The organism is Streptomyces sp. NPDC057474, from assembly GCF_042802555.1.
Taxonomy (GTDB): Bacteria; Actinomycetota; Actinomycetes; order Streptomycetales; family Streptomycetaceae; genus Streptomyces.
This window is the reverse complement of sequence record NZ_JBHVDX010000032.1, coordinates 1-23637: the sequence shown is the minus strand read 5'-3', so window position 1 is coordinate 23637 and position 23637 is coordinate 1. Positions and strand designations below refer to the sequence as shown.

At 71.5% G+C, this 23637-nt stretch carries 25 protein-coding genes and 1 pseudogene; 7 read left to right on the top strand and 19 right to left on the bottom strand.

The features are described 5' to 3' along the window. The first annotated feature begins 2 nt into the window (after positions 1–2). From ACFU53_RS12295 to ACFU53_RS12280, 4 genes are read left to right on the top strand one after another with little or no spacing between them, the layout of a single operon-like run. Complete coding sequence (locus tag ACFU53_RS12295; RefSeq protein ID WP_383989707.1) at positions 3–1178, top strand: ADP-ribosylglycohydrolase family protein; 1176 nt, start codon at positions 3–5, stop codon at positions 1176–1178. After that, positions 1175–2740 carry an ADP-ribosylglycohydrolase family protein gene (locus tag ACFU53_RS12290; RefSeq protein WP_383989704.1) on the top strand — a complete coding sequence of 522 codons (1566 nt, stop codon included), beginning with the start codon at positions 1175–1177 and terminating at the stop codon, positions 2738–2740. Before ACFU53_RS12295 ends, ACFU53_RS12290 begins: the two co-directional genes overlap by 4 nt. Continuing rightward, the gene (locus ACFU53_RS12285) at positions 2737–3936 is read left to right on the top strand and encodes a CaiB/BaiF CoA transferase family protein (RefSeq protein ID WP_383989701.1); all 1200 of its coding nucleotides are present in this window, start codon (positions 2737–2739) and stop codon (positions 3934–3936) included. Before ACFU53_RS12290 ends, ACFU53_RS12285 begins: the two co-directional genes overlap by 4 nt. Further along, the gene (locus ACFU53_RS12280) at positions 3933–4787 is read left to right on the top strand and encodes an HpcH/HpaI aldolase/citrate lyase family protein (protein ID WP_383989698.1); all 855 of its coding nucleotides are present in this window, start codon (positions 3933–3935) and stop codon (positions 4785–4787) included. The genes ACFU53_RS12285 and ACFU53_RS12280 overlap by 4 nt, the downstream gene beginning before the upstream one ends. Before the next feature lie 84 nt (positions 4788–4871). Here ACFU53_RS12280 and lgt read toward each other — a convergent pair whose 3' ends face one another. The 11 genes from lgt to hisI form a co-directional block, all read right to left on the bottom strand. Then, positions 4872–5885: a prolipoprotein diacylglyceryl transferase gene (lgt, locus tag ACFU53_RS12275; RefSeq protein WP_383989695.1), complete on the bottom strand. Its 1014-nt coding sequence runs from the start codon at positions 5883–5885 to the stop codon at positions 4872–4874. Positions 5886–6051: 166 nt separating this feature from the next. Continuing rightward, positions 6052–6828, bottom strand: coding sequence for a DsbA family protein (locus tag ACFU53_RS12270; RefSeq protein ID WP_383989692.1), 777 nt, complete (start codon positions 6826–6828; stop codon positions 6052–6054). A 152-nt stretch (positions 6829–6980) separates the two neighbouring features. Continuing rightward, positions 6981–7799: a tryptophan synthase subunit alpha gene (trpA, locus tag ACFU53_RS12265; protein ID WP_383989689.1), complete on the bottom strand. Its 819-nt coding sequence runs from the start codon at positions 7797–7799 to the stop codon at positions 6981–6983. Continuing rightward, positions 7796–9085 carry a tryptophan synthase subunit beta gene (gene trpB, locus ACFU53_RS12260; RefSeq protein ID WP_383989686.1) on the bottom strand — a complete coding sequence of 430 codons (1290 nt, stop codon included), beginning with the start codon at positions 9083–9085 and terminating at the stop codon, positions 7796–7798. Before trpB ends, trpA begins: the two co-directional genes overlap by 4 nt. A 244-nt stretch (positions 9086–9329) precedes the next feature. After that, positions 9330–9509 (bottom strand): tryptophan biosynthesis modulator TrpM, encoded by a 180-nt coding sequence (gene trpM, locus ACFU53_RS12255; RefSeq protein WP_371584338.1) that lies wholly within the window; start codon positions 9507–9509, stop codon positions 9330–9332. 148 nt (positions 9510–9657) lie between these two features. Beyond that, complete coding sequence (gene trpC / locus ACFU53_RS12250) at positions 9658–10467, bottom strand: indole-3-glycerol phosphate synthase TrpC (RefSeq protein ID WP_383989683.1); 810 nt, start codon at positions 10465–10467, stop codon at positions 9658–9660. 172 nt (positions 10468–10639) lie between these two features. Then, positions 10640–11131, bottom strand: a complete 492-nt coding sequence (locus ACFU53_RS12245) for a DUF2752 domain-containing protein (protein WP_383989680.1) — start codon at positions 11129–11131, stop codon at positions 10640–10642. 78 nt (positions 11132–11209) lie between these two features. Then, a complete protein-coding gene (locus ACFU53_RS12240; RefSeq protein ID WP_383989677.1) occupies positions 11210–11482 on the bottom strand; it encodes an HGxxPAAW family protein in 273 nt (90 codons plus the stop codon). Positions 11483–11688: 206 nt separating this feature from the next. Continuing rightward, entirely contained in the window at positions 11689–12333 is a 645-nt protein-coding gene (locus tag ACFU53_RS12235) for a TIGR02234 family membrane protein (protein WP_383989675.1), read from the bottom strand. A gap of 52 nt (positions 12334–12385) precedes the next feature. After that, positions 12386–13864 (bottom strand): anthranilate synthase component I, encoded by a 1479-nt coding sequence (locus ACFU53_RS12230; RefSeq protein ID WP_383989672.1) that lies wholly within the window; start codon positions 13862–13864, stop codon positions 12386–12388. 11 nt (positions 13865–13875) lie between these two features. Next, positions 13876–14322, bottom strand: coding sequence for a phosphoribosyl-AMP cyclohydrolase (hisI, locus tag ACFU53_RS12225; protein WP_383989669.1), 447 nt, complete (start codon positions 14320–14322; stop codon positions 13876–13878). Between the two features lie 178 nt (positions 14323–14500). Here hisI and ACFU53_RS12220 point away from each other — a divergent pair, with 178 nt between their 5' ends. Beyond that, a complete protein-coding gene (locus ACFU53_RS12220) occupies positions 14501–15136 on the top strand; it encodes a TIGR03085 family metal-binding protein (RefSeq protein WP_383989666.1) in 636 nt (211 codons plus the stop codon). 100 nt (positions 15137–15236) lie between these two features. Here ACFU53_RS12220 and hisF read toward each other — a convergent pair whose 3' ends face one another. From hisF to hisD, 8 genes are read right to left on the bottom strand one after another with little or no spacing between them, the layout of a single operon-like run. Then, entirely contained in the window at positions 15237–15992 is a 756-nt protein-coding gene (hisF, locus tag ACFU53_RS12215) for an imidazole glycerol phosphate synthase subunit HisF (protein ID WP_383989663.1), read from the bottom strand. A gap of 35 nt (positions 15993–16027) precedes the next feature. Next, complete coding sequence (locus ACFU53_RS12210; protein WP_383989660.1) at positions 16028–16420, bottom strand: RidA family protein; 393 nt, start codon at positions 16418–16420, stop codon at positions 16028–16030. A gap of 25 nt (positions 16421–16445) precedes the next feature. Beyond that, complete coding sequence (gene priA / locus ACFU53_RS12205) at positions 16446–17168, bottom strand: bifunctional 1-(5-phosphoribosyl)-5-((5-phosphoribosylamino)methylideneamino)imidazole-4-carboxamide isomerase/phosphoribosylanthranilate isomerase PriA (protein WP_383989657.1); 723 nt, start codon at positions 17166–17168, stop codon at positions 16446–16448. Between the two features lie 2 nt (positions 17169–17170). Next, positions 17171–17821 carry an imidazole glycerol phosphate synthase subunit HisH gene (gene hisH, locus ACFU53_RS12200; protein ID WP_383989653.1) on the bottom strand — a complete coding sequence of 217 codons (651 nt, stop codon included), beginning with the start codon at positions 17819–17821 and terminating at the stop codon, positions 17171–17173. Next, positions 17812–17976, bottom strand: coding sequence for a hypothetical protein (locus ACFU53_RS12195; protein ID WP_383989649.1), 165 nt, complete (start codon positions 17974–17976; stop codon positions 17812–17814). Before ACFU53_RS12195 ends, hisH begins: the two co-directional genes overlap by 10 nt. Next, positions 17973–18575 carry an imidazoleglycerol-phosphate dehydratase HisB gene (hisB, locus tag ACFU53_RS12190; protein WP_383889871.1) on the bottom strand — a complete coding sequence of 201 codons (603 nt, stop codon included), beginning with the start codon at positions 18573–18575 and terminating at the stop codon, positions 17973–17975. The genes ACFU53_RS12195 and hisB overlap by 4 nt, the downstream gene beginning before the upstream one ends. Then, positions 18572–19723: a histidinol-phosphate transaminase gene (locus ACFU53_RS12185; protein ID WP_383989646.1), complete on the bottom strand. Its 1152-nt coding sequence runs from the start codon at positions 19721–19723 to the stop codon at positions 18572–18574. Before ACFU53_RS12185 ends, hisB begins: the two co-directional genes overlap by 4 nt. Then, the gene (hisD, locus tag ACFU53_RS12180; RefSeq protein ID WP_383989643.1) at positions 19720–21042 is read right to left on the bottom strand and encodes a histidinol dehydrogenase; all 1323 of its coding nucleotides are present in this window, start codon (positions 21040–21042) and stop codon (positions 19720–19722) included. The genes ACFU53_RS12185 and hisD overlap by 4 nt, the downstream gene beginning before the upstream one ends. Positions 21043–21225: 183 nt before the next feature. Between hisD and ACFU53_RS12175 the strand changes: the two genes are divergently transcribed. Next, a complete protein-coding gene (locus ACFU53_RS12175) occupies positions 21226–22809 on the top strand; it encodes an oxidoreductase (protein ID WP_383989640.1) in 1584 nt (527 codons plus the stop codon). A 164-nt stretch (positions 22810–22973) separates the two neighbouring features. Next, positions 22974–23637, top strand: a pseudogene (locus ACFU53_RS12170) (hypothetical protein); the annotation flags it as partial.

Sequence of the window (23637 nt, the reverse complement as noted above, 5' to 3'; positions counted from 1 at the left end):
GAATGCCCCATCCTGACGCAGGCTCTGAAGCAAACGCTGAAGCAAGCCTCGACGAGCGCATCACCGGCGCCCTCGTCGGCGCCGCCGTCGGCGACGCCCTCGGCGGCCCGGTCGAGGGCTACACCCCGGAGCAGATCCTCGAACGCCACGGCGGCCGCGTCCACGGCATCGTCGGCCCCTGGAACGGCGATGACTGGCGCACCGCCCGCCCCATCGCCCCCTACCACAAGGGCGACGGCCACGTCACCGACGACACCTTGATGACCCACGCGCTGGTACGGGTGTACGACCGCGTACGCGACCATCTGGACGCCTACGCCATCGCGGAGCACCTGGTGCCGGACATGATGACGACCCCGCGCTGGATCCCCGAACTGGAGGCGGAGGCCCTCCCCCTCCAGCGGGTCTTCCTCGCCGAGAAGTGGCTGGTGGCCCGCATCCACTACGGCCACATCGACCCCCGTGAGGCCGGCACCGGCAACATCGTCAACTGCGGAGCCGCGATGTACATGGCCCCCGTCGGCCTGGTCAACGCGGCCGACCCGGGGGGCGCGTACACCGAGGCCCTGGACATCGCGGGCGCTCACCAGTCGTCGTACGGCAGGGAGGCGGCGGGCGTGTTCGCGGCGGGGGTCGCGGCGGCGTGCACGCCGGGCGCCACCGCTGAGTCGGTGATCGGGACCTGCCTCGCCGTCGCGAAGGACGGCACACGCGCGGCGATCGAGGCGGTGTGCGAAGTGGCCCGCCGCCACACGGACTTCGAGTCGGCGCTACGGCCGCTCCGCGAGGCGGTGACCCCGTTCGACACGGTCGGCCCCGACTACCGTGCCCCCTCCCTCGGCGCCCGCCGCCCCTCCCGCCTTCACGCGATCGAGGAACTCCCCATCGCCCTGGGCATGTTGCTCGTGGCCCGCGGCGACTACCGCCACGCGGTCCTGGGTTCGGTGAACTACGGCCGGGACTGCGACTCGATCGCCACGATGTCGGGCGCTCTCGCGGGCGCACTGGGCTCGGAGATCCCGTCCGACTGGGCCAAGACGGTGGCGGAGGCCAGCCGCCTGGACCTGCACGCTCCCGCCCGGACGTTGACGGAGGTCACCCTCCAGATCCACGCCCAGGACGTACGCCGCCGCCGCGCCCACGAGTCCGCCTTCACCACCCTGGCCCGCCTCCGGTGACCCCCCTCCGCCTCACCTGGGTCCAACCGGAGGACCTCCTGGGCCACGAACTCCAGCAGGCACTGCAGGACGGCCGCGAACCCTCGGCCATCGCCGCCCGCTGGCAATCAGCGGGCGGCCCCCCGGCCCCCCTCCGCGCCGGCGCGTCCACTCAACGGGCCTCCCGCTACCTGAGACTCCTGGCCGAGGATCTGCTGGACGAACTGGCAGACCTGCCGAGCAGCTTGGCGGAGAGTGAGCCGACAGAGCTGAGCAAGATCAAGGCCCTGTGCAGGAATTGGCCCGCCCACCCCACCCATCCCGCTCAGCCTGCGGGCAGTCGTGCCGCCGGTGCGATGGGGGTCCCCCCGCTCGAGCGAAGTCGAGAGTGGGAGAGGGTGGGCGCAGACGGCACCCTGTCAGCTCCGGTAGGCGCAACGTCCGGGGGGCTGGGGGCGGGCCCCCCGGCTTCGGGAAGGGGCGGGCTCAGGGAAGAAACCCCTCCCACCCCAGCCGCGCACCTCCCCCGCCTCGAGGCCGCCTGGCTCGGCCGCGCCGTCGGCTGCCTCCTGGGCAAACCCGTCGAAAAGCTGTCCCTCACAGCCATCCGCCAACTCGCCCGCTCCACCGGCAACTGGCCCCTCACCACCTGGTTCACCGCCCGAGGCGTCCCCCCGGAACTCCTCGCCGCCCATCCCTGGAACCGCCGCTCGGCCCCCACCTCCCTCGCCGAGAACATCGACGGCATGCCCGAGGACGACGACCTCAACTACCCCCTCCTCAACCTCCTCCTCCTCGCCCGCCACGGCAGACACTTCACGACCACCGACGTGGCAACCCTCTGGCTCGACGAACTCCCCGCAGGCCGCACCTTCACCGCCGAACGCATCGCCTACCGCAACCTCCTCACCGGCATCGACCCCCCGCACACCGCCCGCCACCGCAACCCGTTCCGCGAATGGATCGGCGCCCTGATCCGCGCCGACGTCCACGGCTGGACCAACCCGGGCGACCCGGCCGCCGCAGCCGAACAGGCCCACCGCGACGCCACCCTCACCCACACCACGAACGGCGTCTACGCGGCCATATACATCGCGGCCACCATCGCCCAGGCCGCATCGGTCGGAAGCACAGGCACCCACGACATCCACCACTGCGTGCGCACCGGCCTCCAGGTCGTCCCCCCGGACTCCCGCCTGGCGAAGGCGATCAACCACGCCCTCCGACTCACCGCCGAGACCCGCGACTTCGACACGATCGTCGACGAACTCCACACCGCCTACGCCGACCACCACTGGGTCCACGCCATCCCCAACACGGCTCTGATCACCGCCGCGCTCACCCACGCGGACGGCGACTTCACGGCCTCCATCTGCCGTGCGGTGTCGGGCGGTTGGGACACCGACTCCAACGGCGCCACGGCGGGCAGCATCGCCGGCCTCCTGACCGGCTCCCCGGACGCACTCCCCGACCGCTGGACGGCCCCCCTCAAGAACCGCCTGGCCACCTCGATCGCCGACTTCAACGGCATCGGCTTCGACGCCCTGGCCCACCTCACCCTCCGGGAGACCCCCCACCCATGACCCAGGCGTACGACCCCCCGCTCACCCACCTCCGCGTCCTCGACCTCGCCACCCTCTTCGCCGGCCCCCTCGCCGCCACGATGCTCGGCGACTTCGGCGCGGAGGTCATCAAGATCGAGCACCCCACGAAGCCGGACCCGTCCCGCGGCCACGGCCCCTCGAAGGACGGCGTGGGCCTGTGGTGGAAACTGCTGGGCCGCAACAAGCGCACACTGACGCTGAACCTCTCCACCCCCGGCGGCCGGGACACACTCCTCCGCCTCGCCGCCACCTCCGACGTGATCATCGAGAACTTCCGCCCCGGCACCCTGGAGAAATGGGGCCTGGGCTGGAAGGAGCTGTCGGCGGCGAACCCGCGCCTGGTCCTCGCCCGCGTCACCGGCTTCGGCCAGTTCGGCCCGTACGCGCATCGCCCCGGCTTCGGCACGCTCGCCGAGGCGATGAGCGGCTTCGCCGCGATCACCGGCGAGCCGGACGCCCCACCGGTCCTGCCCCCCTTCGGCCTGGCCGACTCGATCGCGGGCCTGGCGACGGCGTACGCGGTGATGACCGCGCTCGCCGCGCGTGACCGTACCGGCGAGGGGCAGACGGTCGACATGGCGATCATCGAGCCGATCCTCACCGTCCTCGGCCCCCAGCCCCTCTGGTACGACCAGCTCGGCCACATCCAGCCCCGCACGGGCAACCGCTCCGCCAACAACGCGCCCCGCAACACCTACCGCACGGCGGACGGCTCCTGGGTGGCCGTCTCCACCTCCGCCCAGTCGATCGCGGAACGGGTGATGCGCCTGGTCGGCCGGCCCGAGCTGATCGACGAGCCCTGGTTCGGTTCAGGGGCGGACCGGGCCCGTCACGCGGACGTCCTGGACGAGGCGGTCGGCGCGTGGATCGCCCGCCACACCCGCGAGGAGGTCATCGAGGTGTTCGAGAAGGCGGAGGCGGCGGTGGCCCCCATCCAGGACGTACGGGAGGTGATGACCGACCCCCAGTACCGTGCCCTGGACACGATCACGACCGTCGACGACCCCGACCTCGGCCCCCTGCGCATGCAGAACGTCCTCTTCCGCCTCTCCGCCACCCCCGGCGCCATCCGCTGGGCGGGCCGCGCACACGGTGCCGACACGGACTCGATCCTGACCGAACTGGGCCTGTCGGAACCGGACATCGAGACCCTCCGACAGGAGGGGGCCCTGTGACCCCCCAGACGACGACACCCTTCCCCCTGACCTGGCTCTACGTTCCCGGCGACCGCCCGGAGGTGGTCGCCAAGGGCCTGGCCTCCGGCGCGGACGTGGTGATCGTGGACCTGGAGGACGCGGTGGCCCCCGACCGCAAGGACTACGCCCGCTCGGCCACAGCCGAACTCCTCTCGGCCCCGCCACCCGTCCCGGTCCACGTACGCGTGAACGCCCTGAACACCCCACACGCCGAAGAGGACCTCAGTACCCTCTCCCCGCTCCCTGGCCTGACGGCCCTCCGCCTCCCGAAGATCACGTCCCCCGCCGAGGTCGTAGGGGTCGCGGAACGAACCGCGCCCGCGGAAGGAGGAGCGATCCCCCTGTACGCCCTCCTCGAATCGGCCCTGGGCGTGGAACGGGCCTACGACATCGCCACCGCCCACCGCGCCCTCCACGGCATCGCCCTCGGCGAGACGGACCTCCGCGCCGACCTGGCCGTCCTCCACGACCCGGCCCTCGACTGGCCCCGCTCCCGAGTGATCCTCGCCGCGCGCGCCGCAGGCCTCCCCTCGCCGGCCCAGTCGATCTATCCGGACACGAAGGACCTCGAAGGTCTGGCGATCTCCTCCACCCGCGGCCGCGCTCTCGGCTTCCTGGGCCGCACGGCCATCCACCCCCGCCAGCTCCCGGTGATCGAACGCGCCTACGCCCCCACCCCGCAGGAAATCGAGTCGGCCGAGGAGATCGTCAAAGCCGCCACCGCGACCCCCGGCGCCCAAGCCCTCCCCGACGGCCGCTTCATCGACCCAGCGGTGGTAGCGAGCGCCCACAGAACCCTCTCCCTGGCCAACCGCCCCACCAGACACTGACAACCCAAAAACCCACCCGCCTGAACGGGCGGGTGGGTGGGGCTCCGGCGCGGAGCGGCGGATCGCAGCGAGCGGAGCGGTGCGTCAGCTCTTCTCGGCGGACTCGGCCTTCTTCTCGACCACGGAGTCGGAGGCCTCCGCGTCCTTCTCTTCCTTCGCGTCCTTCTCTTGCTTCGCGTCGGACTTGCCCGAGGGCTCCGCCGACTCCGAGTCCCCGTCGTCCATCTGAGCGTCCTTCTCGAGGTCCACCGCAGCAGCGCCCTCGTCCCCGTCGCCGTCGGAGACCCCCGGCTCGACGACCTCTTCCCGCCCCGGCCGCTTCCGGGCCGACAGGACGAGGTAGATCACGGCGAGGATGAAGACGAACAGGGCGGTCCAGTTGTTGAGGCGCAGCCCGAGGATGTGGTGGGCCTCGTCGACCCGCATGTACTCGATCCAGAACCGCCCCGCGCAGTACGAGGCGACGTACAGCGCGAACGCCCGCCCGTGTCCGAGCTTGAAGCGGCGGTCCGCCCAGATGACGAGGAGCGCGACACCGATGCACCACAGCGACTCGTAGAGGAACGTCGGGTGGTACGTCCCCGGCAGCCGCCCGTCCGTGGAGGACGTGATCTCCACGGCCCACGGCACATCCGTCGGCTTTCCGTACAGCTCCTGGTTGAACCAGTTGCCCCACCGCCCGATCGCCTGCGCGAGGGCGATACCGGGCGCGACGGCGTCGGCGTACGCGGGCAGCGGGATGCCACGCCGACGGCACCCGATCCACGCACCCACCGCGCCGAGGGCGATCGCGCCCCAGATGCCGAGCCCGCCCTCCCAGACCTTGAAGGCGTCCACCCAGTCACGGCCCTCGCTGAAGTACAGCTCGTAGTCCGTGATCACGTGGTAGAGGCGCCCGCCGATCAGACCGAAGGGCACGGCCCAGACCGAGATGTCGGCGACCGTACCGGCCCGTCCGCCCCGCGCGACCCAGCGTTTGTTGCCGAGCCAGACGGCTACGAAGACACCGATGATGATGCAGAAGGCGTAGCCGCGCAGCGGGACGGGACCGAGGTACAGCACCCCGCGCGACGGGCTGGGAATGTAGGCAAGTTCCATGGCAGGGTCGACGCTACCTTGCCGGGCCCGGCCGACGGCAGGCAGCCCGGCAACGGGTCCATAACGCCGTACCCCTTCTTCCTTGACGTCCCACGGCCCCCACAGTCACCGAGGGCCCCACGGGACTCACCCCAGGACCTCACGGCCCTCCCGGCTCCCCCGAGCCTCACCCCTGGGCCTTCGCCTCCACCATCTGCTTCAGCTTGGCGGGGGTCATGGACTGGTCCGCGTAGATGTTGGTGCCGTTGAGGAAGACACTCGGCGTGCCCGAGAAGCCGCCCTTCTGGAAGGCCTCGTTCGACTTCGCGACCCAGCTGTCGTGCGTGCCCTCCTCGACGCAGGTGCGGAAGGCGGCGGTGTCCAGCCCGTCCACCTTCTGCGCCAGGTCGAGCAGCTTGGCCTCACTGGCGAAGTCGTCACTCGTCTCGGGGGGCTGGTTCACGTACAGCACGTCGTGGTACGCGGGGAACCTGCCCTCGTTCTGCGCGCACGCGGCGGCGTTGGCGGCCTTGCGGGAGCCGCTGCCGCCCATGTTCCCGTCGATCAGGGTGGCGAGGTGGTACTCGACCTTCAGCTTCCCGGCCTCGGTCAGCTCGTGGATCGTCGAGCGGTACGCGTCCTCGAAGGACTTGCAGGCCGGACAGCGGAAGTCCTCCCACACCGAGAGGGTCGACTTGGCGCCTGCGTCCCCGACGGGGATCGCGAGGCTGTCCTCGCCGTTGGCCCCCGAGGGCGCCACGACCGGGCCCGCGGTGTCGGCGTCGTCGTCCTTGCCCGCGTTCGCCGCCACGACGCCGATCACGGCGGCCAGCCCCAGCACGCAGAGCACCGAGGCACCCACGATCAGCGCCCGCCGGCGCTTCTCGGCGGCCTTCTGCTTCTCGCGCTCCTCCGCCAGCCGTTCACGGGCGGTGCGCTTTCCCTCACGGTTCTTCTCGCTCACATCCCGCAGAACGAACCGGGGAGGCGCACCGCGCCTCCCCGATCCCACTTCCACCCGTTCGAGTGAGCGGATCACCCGCTACGTCCAGCCATCCCCGTACGACAAACGGGTGAACGTCACGAGCCCCCTCGACGCGCCGGGTCACACCCCGGTCACACGCTCCGGCGCACACCCTTCGCAAGGTCGCCCGCCAGCTCCCGTACGGCGTCCAGACCGGCAGCCTCGTCGGGCGCGTCCAGCATCCGCTTCACGAACGCGGACCCGACGATCACACCGTCGGCGAACCCGGCGACCTCGGCGGCCTGCTCGGCGTTGGAGACCCCGAGGCCGACGCAGACCGGCAGGCCGGAACCCGTGGCCCGGGTGCGCTCCACCAGGTCCTGGGCCTGCGCGCCCACCGACGCCCGGGTGCCCGTGACGCCCATCAGCGAGGCGGCGTAGACGAAGCCGCTGCCCGCCGCGGTGATCTCGGCGAGACGGGCGTCCCTGCTGCTGGGCGCGACCACGAAGACCGTGCCGAGCCCGTGCTTCTCCGCATGCTCCCTCCACAGCGCCGACTCCTGGACGGGCAGGTCGGGCAGGATGCAGCCCGCGCCGCCCGCCTCCGCGAGCTCGGCCGTGAAGCGCTCGACGCCGTAGCGGTCGATGGGGTTCCAGTACGTCATGACGAGGACGGGCTTTCCGGTGGCCTCGAAGGCCTCCCGCACCGTGCGCATCACATCCGCGATCTTGACGCCACCGCGCAGGGCGATGTCGTCGGCGGTCTGGATGACGGGACCGTCGAGGACCGGGTCGCTGTGCGGCAGCCCGACCTCGACGACGTCGGCGCCGCCCTCGAAGACCGCCTTGATGGCGGCGATACCGCCGTCGACGGTCGGGAACCCGGCCGGCAGATAGGCGATGAGCGCGGCCCGCCCCTCCGCCTTGGCGGCGGCGAGGGTGTCACTCAACAGCTCGATGTTGCCGCTCACTTGGCGTCCCCCTCGATCTCGGCGAGATCGGCCGCGTCGGCGGCGACCTCGGCGTCGGCAGCGGTTTCGTACAGGCCGAAGTAGCGCGCGGCCGTGTCCATGTCCTTGTCGCCGCGCCCGGACAGGTTGACGACGATCAGCCCGTCCTTGCCCAGCTCCTTGCCGACCTCCAGCGCACCGGCGAGCGCGTGGGCGCTCTCGATCGCCGGGATGATGCCCTCGGTGCGCGACAGCAGACGCAGCGCCTGCATGGCCGCGTCGTCGGTGACCGCGCGGTACTCGCCGCGGCCGCTGTCCTTGAGGTACGAGTGCTCGGGGCCGATGCCCGGGTAGTCGAGGCCCGCCGAGATCGAGTACGGCTCGGTGATCTGCCCTTCCTCGTCCTGCAGGACGTACGAGCGCGACCCGTGCAGGATGCCCGGCTCACCGGCGGTCAGCGTCGCCGCGTGCTCACCGGTCTCGATGCCGTGACCCGCGGGTTCGCAGCCGATGAGGCGTACGCCGGTGTCCGGGATGAAGGCGTGGAAGAGGCCGATGGCGTTGGACCCGCCGCCCACGCAGGCGACGGCGGCATCGGGCAGCCGCCCGGCGCGTTCGAGGATCTGCCGCCGGGCCTCGACCCCGATCACCCGGTGGAAGTCGCGGACCATGGCGGGGAAGGGGTGGGGCCCGGCCACGGTCCCGAACAGGTAGTGCGTGCGGTCGACGTTGGCGACCCAGTCCCGGAACGCCTCGTTGATGGCGTCCTTGAGGGTCCGGGAACCGGACTTCACGGCGACGACCTCGGCGCCGAGCATGCGCATGCGGGCGACGTTCAGGGCCTGCCGCTGGGTGTCGATCTCACCCATGTAGATCGTGCAGTCGAGCCCGAAGAGCGCGCAGGCCGTGGCGGTGGCGACGCCGTGCTGGCCCGCACCTGTCTCGGCGATGACCCGCGTCTTGCCCATGCGCCTGGTGAGCAGCGCCTGCCCGAGTACGTTGTTGATCTTGTGTGACCCGGTGTGGTTCAGGTCCTCGCGCTTGAGGAACACCCGCGCCCCACCGGCGTGCTCGGCGAACCTCGGCACCTCGGTGAGCGAACTGGGCCGCCCGGTGTAGTGCACGAGCAGATCGTCGAGCTCACGCGCGAACTCGGGGTCGTGCTTCGCCTTGTCGTACTCCACGGCGACCTCGTCCACGGCGGCGACCAGCGCCTCCGGGATGAACTTGCCGCCGAACGCGCCGAAGTACCCCTCGGCACTGGGAACCTGACCCTCGGGGTCGGGAATGAAGAACTCACTGGACATGCGGTTACCTCGCAGGGGCACAGCCCCGGGTTGGTCGGACGATGGGTTCACCGTGATCGCGTACACGCCGCGCTGAGCCGCAGTCAGGGCTCACCGTCGCGAACGGTCGTCGGACCTCGCTCCGGTGGCAGTGATTCCGCCGCGAAGGCGCACGCCCGTACGGCGTACCGGCGGTGCCGTACGACCGGAGCCCCTGCACGGGGTCCGACAACGGCACGTCGCCGTGCGCGAGGCGCGGCTCAGCTCATCGCAGGTGACGCGTCCGGGGCCATCGCATGCCGTTCACCTGGCCCGGCTCGTCGCCGATGACGTACCGGACCCGGCGCCCGTGGACCCGGCGGGCGGGCGCCCGGCAGCCACGGGGACGGCACCCGCGTGCGAGGCGGGCGTAGGGGTCCTTGGTCGTCATGGAGATCGAGAACATCGGGACACAGCCTACCGGCCCCGGATCACCCATGTGGGCGACAGCAGTCACAGGCGACGAGACCGCGGCCGACCCCGCGCACCCGGGCGCCCCGGCCGGGGCGAACCCCGGTCGGTCGGCGGCGAAGGCGCGGTCGGTCATGGCCGGGTCAGCCCCGCCCGTGCCGCAGCGCCGGGTGCTCGCCCGCGGCAACGAGGTCGGCGACGGCGGTCTTGGGGTCCTTGCCGGTGACGAGGGACTCGCCCACGAGGACCGCGTCGGCGCCGGCGTTGGCGTAGGCGATGAGGTCGTGCGGGCCCCGTACGCCGGACTCGGCGATCTTGACGATGGAGTCGGGGATCTCGGGAGCGAGGCGCTCGAACGTGGTGCGGTCGACCTCGAGGGTCTTGAGGTTGCGCGCGTTGACGCCGATCACACGGGCACCGGCATCGACCGCGCGTTCGACCTCGTCCTCGTCGTGGACCTCGACGAGCGGGGTGAGCCCGATGGACTCTGCGCGTTCGATCAGCGACTCCAGCGCCGGCTGGTCGAGGGCCGCGACGATCAGCAGGACCACGTCGGCGCCGTACGCCCGGGCTTCCCACAGTTGGTAGGACGTGACGATGAAGTCCTTGCGCAGGACGGGGATGTCCACGCGCGCGCGGACGGCCTCCAGGTCGGCGAGTGAGCCGCCGAAGCGGCGCTGTTCGGTGAGGACGGAGATGATCGCCGCGCCACCCGCCTCGTAGTCGGCCGCGAGACCGGCCGGGTCGGCGATCGCGGCGAGCGCGCCCTTGGAGGGGCTGGACCGCTTGACCTCGCAGATCACCTTGACGCCGTCGCCGCGCAGCGCGGCCACGCCGTCCTTGGCCGCCGGAGCCTTCGCCGCGCGCTCCTTGAGCTCGTCGAGGCTGACGCGCGCCTGCCGCTCCGCGAGGTCGGCACGGACTCCGTCGATGATCTCGTCGAGCACACTCACGCGAGCGGCCCCCTTTCAGACGGTGAAAATCGGTGACAACGTTTGACGGTCATGTATTGACAGTCGAGCGGTTCTCAGGGTTCTGGCAGTTCACTGCGATGGTATCCGGAGGAGGGCGTAGGCCTCGCATCCGGTTGACGGCGGTCCCACTACCTGGACGTTCACCATTTGATCAAGGATGGAGCCAGCCACCGAACGGCAAGTTCCGGACAACCGTGAAGACCAGCGCCAACGCGCCGAGCGACCACATCTGGACGGGGCCGAGCCGGAGCCGCAGGGGCCGCCCACGCGCCACATGGACCACCCAAACGGTCCACAGCACCGCGAAGCCCAGGAAGCCCGCCACGGCCAGCGCGTTGTCGGTGAGGGCGGTCGCCATGTCCCCGTTCGCGAAGGCGTGCGCGCTGCGCAGCCCGCCGCAGCCGGGGCAGTAGAGGCCGGTGAAGCGCCACAGCGGGCAGACCGGGTAGTGGCCGGGTTCGTTGGGGTCCACGGCCGCGACGTACGCGAAGGCCCCGCCGACGGCCGTCAGCACTCCGGCGGGCACCCAGGGCCCGCGCAGCGCGCGCCCCGTGCCACGGCCCGTGTTCGCGGCGGCGGTATCGGCCGTTTCGGCGCGCGGCGGTGGCGCGGCGGGATGGGTCTCGGCGTTCACACCCCGCATTCTGCCCCGCGCGGGCCGTACGCGCGCTCGAAGGGACGGCTCCGCCGTGGTGGCCCGGAGCCGTCCCTCACACGGAAGTCAGCTCTTGGCGCCGGCCGGAGCGGGGGTCGCCGCGGTGTTGGCGCGTACCGCCGCCGTCTCGTACACGGCGTGCGCGTCCTTCGGCTGGCCCATGCCCATGGCTCGCATGACCATGCCGACGACGCCGCCGAGGACGGTGATGACCATGCCTGCCCAGAATCCCAGCGGCTGGGCCATCACCATGTAGGCGCCCGAGACGCAGAAACCGATGAAGGCGATGGTGACGCCGGTCCAGGCGGCCGGGGTGTGACCGTGGCTGCTGCCCGCCATGACTTGCTCCTCGTTGTTCATTGCGTGGTGCTCGAGGCGTGTCGCTCGATGCCTGTGCTGAGTCGGACGCTCGTCGTCCATTGTCCCGTACGCGTACGGGTGCCTTGAGCGGGGGTGTCCACTCCCGCGTCCCGGCCCCGCCCGCCGCCGGGAGGTCCTATGGCCGTACGGCCTCCCGTCACCGGGCGTCGTACGGTCCGCGTGGCCTAGGCCGGGTCCGGTCCCGTGGGGTCCTCACCTCGGTCCAGGGCCTTCCACATGTCCTCGGGCCGGTCGGGGTCGACCGGCTCGGCCTTGCGTGGCCGGGGGGTTCCGTCGCGTTCGTAGCGGCCGGACATCACGGGCCACAGCCGTCCGTAGCGGAGCGCGAGCAGCCCGGCGAGCAGGATGAGCACGCCGCCGACGGCCGCGACGTACGGCCAGCCGGTGTGGCTGAGCGCGTCGACGGTCGCGGCGCTGTCGCCGGAGGCCTCGGCCGCCTTGTCGTCGAGCGCCGAGCTGTCGTACGCGCCGAGCAGCGCGGCGGCCGTCGTGCCCGCGCCGGAGAGGGCGAGCAGGACGGCGACCAGGGCGCGCCCGGACCGGCGTACGGCGAAGACGGCGACGAGCGCGGCGAGGCCCACTACGGCGAGGGCCGCGGGCACGCCCGTGACGTCGCTGCCCTGGGCGGTCAGCGGGAAGGGGCCGCCGGCCACCGAGATGGTGCCCTCCGACCAGCGCTGGCGGCTGGCGAGCAGCGCGACGGCCGCGCCGAGCGCGCCGCTGAGCAGCGCCAGGGCGAGGCTGCGCCGGCCGGAGCGGACGGACGCGGGTTCGGAACGGGGGTGAGGTACTGCGGTCACGTACTCCACTATCGCCTGCCCCCCGGGTGGGTTGTCACCCGGGGTTAACGTGAGAAGCGCCCTATTGTCCGAGTCGGTTGGCCGTGTGCACCGCGCGCAGGACCGCCGCCGCCTTGTTGCGGCACTCGGTGTCCTCGGCGACGGGGTCGGAGTCGGCGACGATGCCGGCGCCGGCCTGGACGTACGCCGTGCCGTCGCGCAGCAGTGCCGTGCGGATGGCGATGGCGGTGTCGGAGTCGCCCGCGAAGTCGAGATAGCCGACGCAGCCGCCGTACAGGCCTCGGCGGGACGGCTCCAGCTCGTCGATGATCTGCATCGCGCGCGGCTTCGGTGCGCCGGAGAGGGTGCCGGCGGGGAAGCAGGCGGTCAGGACGTCGAAGGCCGTACGGCCCGCCGCGACCCGGCCGGTGACGGTGGACACGATGTGCATCACATGCGAGTACCGCTCGACGGACATGAAGTCGACGACCTCGACCGAGCCCGGTTCGCAGACCCGGCCCAGGTCGTTGCGGCCGAGGTCGACGAGCATCAGGTGCTCGGCGCGTTCCTTGGGGTCGGCGAGCAGCTCGTCGGCGAGGGCCTGGTCCTCCTGCGGGGTCGCCCCGCGGTGCCGGGTGCCGGCGATGGGGTGGACCATGGCCTGTCCGTCCTCGACCTTGACCAGGGCCTCGGGGGAGGAACCGACGACGTCGAAGCCGTCGAAGCGGAACAGGTACATGTACGGGGACGGGTTGGTCGCCCGGAGGACACGGTAGACGTCCAACGCGCTTGCCGTGCACGGCGTTTCGAAGCGCTGGGAGGGGACGACCTGGAAGGCCTCGCCGGCCCGGATGCGCTCCTTGATGTCCTCGACGGCCTCCTGGAAGTCGGGGCCGCCCCACAGCGCGGTGTACTCGGGGAGCTCGGAGGGCGGGAGGGCCGCCGGGGGCTGGGCGACGGGCCGGGCGAGGTCGGCCTGCATGGCGTCGAGGCGGGCGACGGCGTCGGCGTGGGCCTCGTCGACACCCGTGTCCAGGTCGTTGTGGTTGATGGCGTTGGCGATCAGCAGGACCGAGCCCTCCCAGTGGTCCATGACCGCCAGGTCGCTCGTCAGCAGCATGGTCAGCTCGGGCAGCCGAAGGTCGTCCCGCTCGCCGGGGCCGATCTTCTCCAGGCGACGCACGATGTCGTAGCCGAGGTAGCCGACCATGCCGCCGGTGAAGGGCGGCATGCCCTCCTGGTGGGGGGTGTGCAACGTCTCGATGGTGGCGCGCAGGGCGGCGAGGGGGTCGCCGTCCAGGGGGACGCCGACGGGCGGGGTACCGAGCCAGTGGGCCTGGCCGTCGCGGGCGGTGAGGGTGGCGTGGCTGCGGACGCCCACGAAGGAGTAGCGGGACCACGACCGGCCGTTCTCCGCCGACTCCAGCAGGAAGGTGCCGGGGCGCTCGGCGGCCAGCTTGCGGTAGAGCGCGACCGGGGTGTCGCCGTCGGCGAGGAGCTTGCGGCTGACCGGGATGACACGGCGGTCGGTGGCCAGCTTGCGGAACGTCTCGAGGTCCATGGCGGCTGACCTTACTGATCCAGTGACGGTACGTCGGAATCGGCGCCGCCCTCGACGGCCTTGAGGACGTCCTCGTCGAAGCAGGTGCGGGCGCCGGTGTGGCAGGCGGCGCCGACCTGGTCGACCTTGACGAGGACGGTGTCGGCGTCGCAGTCCAGGGCGACGGACTTCACCCACTGGAAGTGGCCGGAGGTGTCGCCCTTCACCCAGTACTCGCGGCGGCTGCGCGACCAGTACGTGCAGCGGCCGGTGGTGAGCGTGCGGTGCAGGGCCTCGTCGTCCATCCAGCCGAGCATGAGCACCTCACCGGTGTCGTACTGCTGGGCGATGGCGGGCAGGAGCCCGTCGGCGCTGCGCTTGAGGCGCGCGGCGATCTCGGGGTCCAGCGCGCTGGGAGTGCCGTGGCCGACGGGGGCTCCGGGACTACTGGGGCTGCTGGAGGACGGCGTGCTGGTCATGCGTGCCATTGTGCCGCGCCGCGGTGACCTGCCTCGTCCGTTGTCCACAGGCCGGACCGTCTTGTCATACGAAACGGCGTTCCCGGCCCGGCGCCCTACGCTCCCCGGCCAGGCGTCCGCCGCGTATCGGCCGGGCCTGCGCTGGGCGGAGCGGTGGCCCGGTCGTAGGCTGGCTGTCATGTCGACCTATGCCAAGCGTGAACGGCTTCTCTTCGCCGACCTGTTGGAGACCGCGGGCCCTGAGGCTCCCACCCTGTGTGAGGGCTGGACGACCCGTGATCTGGCCGCGCACGTGGTGGTGCGCGAGCGCCGCCCCGACGCCGCCGGGGGCATCCTCATCAAGCAGCTCGCGTCGCGCCTGGACCGGGTGATGGAGGAGTTCGCCGCGAAGCCCTACGAGGAGCTGATCCAGCTCGTCCGCACCGGTCCGCCGCGTTTCTCGCCCTTCTCCCTGAAGCAGATCGACGAGGCGTCGAACACGATCGAGTTCTACGTCCACGCGGAGGACGTCCGCCGCGCCCGGCCCGAGTGGTCGCCGCGCGAGCTCGACCACGTCTTCCAGGACGCCCTCTGGTCCCGTCTGGAGCGTACCGCCCGTCTCATGGGCCGCGGCTCCCCCACCGGCCTGGTCCTGCGCCGCCCCGACGGCCAGACCGCGGTGGCCCACCGCGGCGCCCCCGTCGTCACGGTCACCGGCGAGCCCTCCGAGCTGCTGCTGTTCCTGTACGGCCGCCAGCAGGTGGCCGACGTGGAACTGGAGGGCGAGAAGGAGGCGATCACCAAGCTGCACGAGACGAAGCAGCTGGGGATCTGAGCCGTGGAGATCTGAGCCGGGCCCGCCGCACGTCCGCCCGCACCGGTGGAAAGCCCCGGCCACCATCAGGCGACCGGGGCTCGCGTCAAGAGCTACGGCGTCACCGCACCGGGTGCCCCGCCCCCCGCAGCGCGTCCTTGACCTGGCCGATGCGCAGGTCGCCGAAGTGGAAGACGGAGGCGGCGAGGACGGCGTCGGCGCCCGCCTCGATGGCCGGGGAGAAGTCGGCGAGTCTGCCGGCGCCGCCGGAGGCGATGACGGGGACGGAGACGTGCTTGCGGACGGCGGTGATCATCTCCAGGTCGTAGCCGTCCTTGGTGCCGTCCGCGTCCATCGAGTTGAGCAGGATCTCGCCGGCGCCCAGTTCGGCGGCCCGGTGGGCCCACTCGACGGCGTCGATGCCGGTGCCCTTGCGGCCGCCGTGGGTGGTGACCTCGAAGGAGCCGGAGTCGGTGCGGCGTGCGTCCACCGACAGCACCAGCACCTGGCGGCCGAAGCGCTCGGCGATCTCGCGGATCAGGTCGGGGCGGGCGATCGCCGCCGTGTTGACGCCGACCTTGTCCGCGCCGGCCCGCAGCAGCTTGTCCACGTCCTCGGCCGTGCGGACGCCGCCGCCGACCGTCAGCGGGATGAAGACCTGCTCGGCGGTGCGGCGCACCACGTCGTACGTCGTCTCACGGTTGCCCGACGAGGCGGTGATGTCCAGGAACGTCAGCTCGTCGGCACCCTCGGCGTCGTACACCTTGGCCATTTCGACGGGGTCGCCCGCGTCGCGCAGGTTCTGGAAGTTGACACCCTTGACGACCCGGCCGTTGTCCACGTCCAGGCAGGGGATGACTCGGACCGCCAGGGTCATGAATCCACGGCTCCTTAGAAAGGCCTCGGAAAGGCCTAGCCTCTGAATGCTTCGATCTCTACTTCGACAAGGATGCGCGGATCGACGAAACCCTCCACGACCAGCAGGGTCGCGGCCGGACGCACCGGGTCGAAGATCTCCTTGTGGGCCCGCCCCACGTCTTCCACGTCCCGCATGTGTGTCAGGTACATCCGCGTGCGGATCACGGACTCGGCGCCGAGACCGAACTCACCGAGCGCCTCGACCGCGCTGGTGAAAGCCACCTTGGCCTGTTCGTACGGGTCGCCCTCCCCGTACAGCACATCGCCCTTGAAGGCAGTCGTGCCCGCCACCAGGACGCGATCGCCCGCCGCGACGGCACGCGCGAAACCGAAGGACTCCTCCCAAGGACTCTCGCTCTGCACGCGCCGCACGGCTTCGGGCGTCATGACGCCGCATCCGTTTTCGGGACAGTCACGACACAGCCTCCAGGGCCTCTTCCAGGGTGAACGCCTTCGCGTACAGGGCCTTCCCGACGATGGAGCCCTCGACACCGAGCGGCACCAGCTCGGCGATGGCCCGCAGGTCGTCGAGGGACGACACGCCACCGGAGGCCACGACCGGGCGGTCCGTCGCGGCGCACACGTTGCGCAGCAGCTCCAGGTTGGGGCCCTGGAGGGTGCCGTCCTTGGCGATGTCCGTGACGACGTAGCGGGCGCAGCCCTCCTTGTCGAGGCGCTCCAGCGTCTCGTAGAGGTCGCCGCCGTCGCGGGTCCAGCCTCGGCCCTTCAACGTCGTACCGCGCACGTCCAGACCCACCGCGATCCTGTCGCCGTGCTCGGCGATGACCTTGGCGACCCACTCGGGGGTCTCCAGGGCGGCGGTGCCGAGGTTGACCCGGGTACAGCCGGTGGCCAGGGCCTTCGCCAGGGAGGCGTCGTCCCGGATACCGCCGGACAGCTCGACCTTGATGTCCATCGCCCTCGTGACCTCGGCGACCAGGTCCCGGTTGTCGCCGGTGCCGAACGCGGCGTCCAGGTCGACCAGGTGCAGCCACTCGGCGCCCGCACGCTGCCAGGCGAGGGCGGCCTCCAGCGGGGAGCCGTAGGAGGTCTCCGTGCCGGACTCGCCGTGGACGAGCCGGACCGCCTGGCCGTCACGGACGTCGACGGCGGGAAGGAGTTCGAGCTTTGCCATGGCTACAGGGTTCCGATCCAGTTGTTCAGCAGCTGCGCTCCGGCGTCGCCGGACTTCTCGGGGTGGAACTGCGTGGCCCACAGGGCGCCGTTCTCCACGGCCGCCACGAAGGGCTTGCCGTGCGTCGACCAGGTGACCTTGGGGGCGGTCAGGGCGGGGTTGTGCGTCTCCAGGGACCAGTCGCGGACGGCGTAGGAGTGCACGAAGTAGAAGCGGGCGTCGGCCTCCAGGCCGGCGAACAGCTTCGTGTCGGCCGGGGCGTCGACGGTGTTCCAGCCCATGTGCGGCACGATCTCGGCCTGGAGCGGCTCGACCGCGCCGGGCCACTCGTCGAGGCCCTCGGTCTCCACACCGTGCTCGATGCCGCGGGCGAAGAGGATCTGCATGCCGACGCAGATGCCCATCACCGGGCGGCCGCCGGAGAGGCGTCGGTCGATGATCCAGTCGCCGCGCGCCTCCTTCAGGCCCTTCATACAGGCGGCGAAGGCGCCGACGCCGGGCACCAGCAGCCCGTCCGCGTTCATGGCCTTGTCGAAGTCACGCGTTATCTCGACCTCGGCCCCCGTGCGCGCGAGGGCGCGCTCGGCGGACCTCACGTTCCCGAAGCCGTAGTCGAAGACGACGACCTTCTTGGACGCGGTGCTCAATTCCACACCTCCAGCCGCAGGACGCCCGCGACGAGACACATCGCGGCGCCGATCGAGAGCAGTGTGATGAGGCTCTTCGGCATCTGCTGCTTGGCGAACGAGATGATCCCGCCGACCAGGAAGAGGCCGACGACGATCAGGACGGTGGAGAGCCCGTTCACAGCGCGCCCTTCGTCGAAGGGAGGATGCCGGCCGCGCGCGGGTCGCGCTCGGAGGCGTAGCGCAGGGCCCGGGCCAGCGCCTTGAACTGGCACTCGACGATGTGGTGCGCGTTGCGCCCGTACGGCACGTGCACGTGCAGCGCGATCTGGGCCTGGGCGACGAAGGACTCCAGGATGTGCCGGGTCATCGTGGTGTCGTACTCGCCGATCATCGGCGCCATCTTCTCGGGCTCGGTGTGCACGAGGTAGGGGCGGCCGGACAGGTCGACGGTGACCTGGGCGAGGGACTCGTCCAGCGGGACCGTGCAGTTGCCGAAGCGGTAGATGCCGACCTTGTCGCCGAGGGCCTGCTTGAAGGCGGCGCCCAGTGCGAGGGCGGTGTCCTCGATGGTGTGGTGGGAGTCGATGTGCAGGTCGCCGTCGGTCTTCACGGTCAGGTCGAACAGACCGTGCCGGCCGAGCTGGTCGAGCATGTGGTCGTAGAAACCGACCCCGGTGGAGATCTCCGTCCTGCCGGTGCCGTCGAGATTGATCTCGACGAGGACCGACGTCTCCTTGGTCGTCCGTTCGATCCTGCCGACGCGGCCTTCGCGAGTCATGCGCTCTGCTCCTTCGGGGGTGTGGGGGTGTCCCCCACAAAGCTCAGTAGTTCACGTACCGCGTCGAGGAACGCGTCGTTCTCGGCGGGGGTTCCGGCGGTGACCCGCAGCCATCCCGGTACGCCGTTGTCCCGGACCAGGACGCCCCGGTCGAGGATCTTCCGCCAGACCTCGTGCGCGTCCTCGAACCTGCCGAACTGCACGAAGTTCGCGTCGGACTCGGTCACCTCGTAGCCGATGGCGCGCAGTTCGGCGACGAGCCGGTCCCGCTCCGTCTTCAGCTGTTCGACATAGCCGAGGAGGGTGTCGGTGTGCTCCAGGGCGGCCAGCGCGGTCGCCTGGGTGACGGCGGAGAGGTGGTACGGCAGCCGGACGAGTTGGACCGCGTCCACGACCGCCGGGTGGGCGGCGAGGTAGCCGAGGCGCAGACCGGCCGCGCCGAAGGCCTTGGACATCGTGCGGGAGACGACGAGGTTCGGCCGTCCGTCGAGCAGCGGCAGCAGCGAGTCGCCGTGGCTGAACTCGATGTACGCCTCGTCGACCACGACGATCGCCCCGGCAGTCGCAGCCCTGGCCGCCTGCGCGGCCTCGTACAGCGCGAGGACGGTCTCCCGTGAGACCGCGTTGCCCGTGGGGTTGTTGGGGGTGGTGATGAAGACGACGTCCGGGCGGTGCTCGGCGATGGCCTTCTCGGCGGCGGCGAGGTCGATCGTGAAGTCGTCGTTGCGGGGGCCGGAGATCCAGCCGGTGCCCGTGCCGCGCGAGATCAGCCCGTGCATGGAGTACGACGGCTCGAAGCCGATGGCGGTACGGCCGGGTCCGCCGAACGTCTGCAACAGCTGCTGGATGACCTCGTTGGAGCCGTTTGCCGCCCAAACGTTTGTTGGATCGACCCCGTACCCGGACGCCTTCGTCAGATACTCGGCGAGCCGCGTCCGCAGCTCCACCGCGTCCCGGTCCGGGTAGCGGTTGAGGTGCCGGGCCGCCTCCCGCACGCGCTCGGCGATCCGCTCGACCAGCGGCTCGGGCAGCGGGTACGGGTTCTCGTTGGTGTTCAGCCGTACGGGGACGTCGAGCTGAGGGGCGCCATAGGGGCTCTTGCCGCGCAGTTCGTCCCGTACGGGAAGATCGTCGATTCCGAAGCTCACTTGCCGGGTACCTTCCAACCGAACCTTGCCTTGATCGCCGCGCCGTGCGCGGGCAGGTCCTCCGCCTCCGCCAGCGTCACCACGTGGTGCGCGACCTCGGCCAGCGCGTCCTTCGTGTAGTCGACGATGTGGATGCCGCGCAGGAAGGACTGGACGGACAGACCGGAGGAGTGGCAGGCGCAGCCGCCGGTCGGGAGCACGTGGTTGGAGCCGGCCGCGTAGTCACCCAGCGAGACCGGCGCCCAGGGGCCGATGAAGATCGCGCCCGCGTTGACGACGCGCTCGGCGACCGCCTCGGCGTCCGCCGTCTGCACCTCCAGGTGCTCGGCGCCGTACGCGTTGACGACGCGCAGCCCCTCGTCGACGCCGTCGACCAGGACGATCGCGGACTGCCGGCCCGCGAGGGAGGGCCGGATGCGGTCCTCGATGTGCTTGGTGGCCTCGACCTGCGGCTGAAGCTCCTTCTCGACCGCGTCGGCGAGCGCGACGGAGTCGGTGACGAGCACGGCGGCCGCGAGCGGGTCGTGCTCGGCCTGGCTGATCAGGTCGGCTGCGACGTGCACCGGGTCGGCGGTGTCGTCCGCGAGGACCGCGATCTCGGTCGGGCCGGCCTCGGAGTCGATGCCGATGACACCCGTGAAGTACCGCTTGGCGGCGGCCACCCAGATGTTGCCGGGGCCGGTGACCATGTTGGCGGGCGGGCAGGACTCGGTGCCGTACGCGAACATCGCGACGGCGGTGGCGCCACCGGCCGCGTACACCTCGTCGACGCCGAGCAGCGCGCAGGCCGCGAGGATCGTGGGGTGCGGGAGCCCGTCGAACTCGGCCTGCGCCGGGGAGGCGAGGGCGATCGACGGGACACCGGCCTCCTGCGCCGGGACCACGTTCATGATCACGGACGAGGGGTACACCGACCGGCCGCCGGGGGCGTAAAGGCCGACACGCTCGACAGGTACCCACTTTTCGGTGACCGTGCCGCCGGGGACGACCTGGGTGGTGTGCGTGGAGCGGCGCTGCTCGCGGTGGACGATGCGGGCTCGGCGGATCGACTCCTCCAGGGCCGCGCGGACGGCCGGGTCGAGCTGTTCCAGCGCCTGCGTGAGGGCCTCGGCCGGTACCCGTACGGACTTCAGCCGTACGCCGTCGAACTTCTCCGCGAAGTCGATCAGCGCCGCGTCGCCCCGATGATGCACGGCCTCGCAGATCGGACGCACCTTCTCCAGGGCGGCCGAGACGTCGAAGTCGGCTCGGGGCAGCAGGTCGCGCAGGGCGGGTCCCTCCGGGAGGGCGTCGCCGCGCAGATCGATTCGGGAGATCACAGGCTCAATTCTCTCAGACCCGCGCAGGCGGCCGTCCGCGCGTTCCAATGGCTGATACAGACCGGCGCAGGAACCCGGAAGATCTTCTTCCCGTCTAGCGTTCAGGGTGTGACTCAGCGGGCATCACCAGCGTAAACAGTTGCGCGATACACGTGAGTGCAGGGGACGGGGGAAGGAAAAGCTGTGAGCGAGGGTGCCGGCATCCGGGACGACGGGGACCTGCCGGACGACCTGACCGCCGCCGAGGCCGGTATGTGGCAGGCATTCCGCAATGGCAGCGTGTACGACCTGCGCGACGGGGACATCGCCGTGGACGATCCGCACGGCGGCCACCCCTGGGGGCCCGAGCGGACCGTACGGGCCCGGATCGTGGCCTGGCTGCTGCTGGACGGGCCGCCCGCGCTGGCCGGCCGGGTGTCCGCGCTGAAGATGGTCGGCGTCCAGATCAAGGGCGTCCTGGAGCTCGCGGGCGGCCAGGTGGTGCCGTACATGGAGATGAAGGGCTGCCGGTTCGAGAAGGAGATCCTGCTGCCGGAGGCCCGGTTCACGACCGTACGGCTGGTGGACTGTTCGGTGCCCCGGCTGGAGGCGGCCCGGCTGCACACGGAGGGCGATCTGCATCTGCCGCGCTGCCGGTTCCACAACGGGGTGCGGCTGGCGGACGCGCACATCGGCACCGATCTGCTGCTCAACCAGGCGGTCGTCTACCGCGACCGGCACGGCCGCTCGCTCTCCGCCGACGGGCTGACCGTCGCCCAGGACGTGCAGGCCGAGATGCTGGAGTCGCACGGCGAGCTGAGCCTGCGCGGCGCGACCGTCGGCGCCTCGCTCAGCCTGCGCGGCAGCCGGCTCGCCAACCCCTACGGCCGCCTCGCCCTCAACGCTCCCCAGCTGACCGTCGAGCGCACCCTCTATCTCACCCCGGCCGGCATCGGTAATCCGCTGCACACCAGCGGGAGCACGCCCGCGCGCGGCACCCGCGTCCAGCGGTTCGAGTGCCAGGGCGGGATCCGGCTGGACGACGGGCGGTTCGGCGACTCCGTCGATCTGGAGCGGGCCCGGTTCACCTTCACGGACGACCAGGAGCTGTCGCTGCGCCGTGTCCAGGTGCCCGAGCTGCGGTTCCTCGGCGAGAAGCCCGAGCGCGGCAAGGTCGTCCTGTCCGGCGCCCGCGTCGGCGTCCTGATCGACAGCTCGGAGAGCTGGCCCGGCCCCGGCAACCTGCACATGGGCGGCTTCCAGTACGAGACCCTCGTGCCGCGTGACCGGTTCCCGCTGGCCAGGCGGCTGGAGTGGGTGGCGGCGGCGACCGCCGAGTACAGCCCGGAGCCGTACGAGCGGCTGGCGGCCGTGCTGCGGGTCGGCGGGGACGACGAGGGCGCCCGCGAGGTGCTCCTCGCCAAGCAGCGCCACCGGCGGGAGAACCTGCCGCTCGCGGCCAAGCTCTGGGGCTACGTGCAGGACTGGACGGTCGCCTACGGGTACCGGCCGGGCCGGGCCGCGGTGTGGATGGCGGTGCTGTGGGCGCTGACCTCGTACGCCTTCGCGCACGCCGACCATCCGCCGATGAAGAGCGGCGAGCACCCGAACTGGAGCCCCTCCCTGTTCGCCCTGGACCTGCTGCTGCCGATCGTCGACCTCGGCCACGTCGGCTACTGGCAGCTGCGCGGCGGCTGGCAGTGGCTGGCCGCGGTGGTGATCATCCTGGGCTGGATCCTCGCGACGACGGTGGCGGCGGGCGCCACCCGGCTGCTGAGCAGGAACTGATCGGTTCTGCTCCACCATTGACCGCTGATCCGGACCTCAATCCGGGCAGCACACAACCGGACCCGCCATCCCACCGTCTTGATACCGAAACCGTCAATCGCGAAACCACGATGGCGGGAACCCGGTCCGCGAGAGCGGCGCCGGTTCAGGCGCGAAGGGGTGTCATGGATCCGCTGCGCGCGCTCGTCCGTACCGCCCGGATGGCACGCCACACCTCACGGCTCGCCGTCGGTCTGCCCGTCGACGACGAGGTACTGCTCGACGCCCCCGACGAACGGCTCGGGCCCGCGCTGGTGGCGGCCGGCCGCGGTGAGTACGCGCCCGCGGCGAAGCTGCTGGCGACCACCCGGGAGGCAGCCGAATGGGAGAACCGCGACCGGTACGCGTTGCGGCTCGCCGCCTTCGCCCACGCGCGCGACGAGTGGCTGCGGGCCTGGCAGGCGGCCACCCCGCACGACCCGGACGCCCTGCTGATCAAGGCCGAGCTGGCGGTCGCCCGCGGTTGGCACTCCCCCGCCCGGGTCGAACTGCTGCGCGAGGTGAACCCGTTGATCGCCGCGGCCGCCGAGGGCGAGCCGCGCGACCCGGTGCCCTGGCGGATCGCCCTCGACCACGCCCGGGGCACGGGCCTCGGCCACACCGGTTTCGAACAGCTGTGGGCGGAGGCGGTCCGCCGCTCCCCGCACCACTACGGCTGCCACGTCTCGGCCCTGAAGTACCTGTCCGCCGCCTGCTGTGCTCGGTGGGGGGGGGGCCCCCCCCCCCCCCCCCCGCCCCCCCCCCCCCCCGGCGACGGCGCGCCGCCGGGCGCCCCGGCGGCGCCCCCCC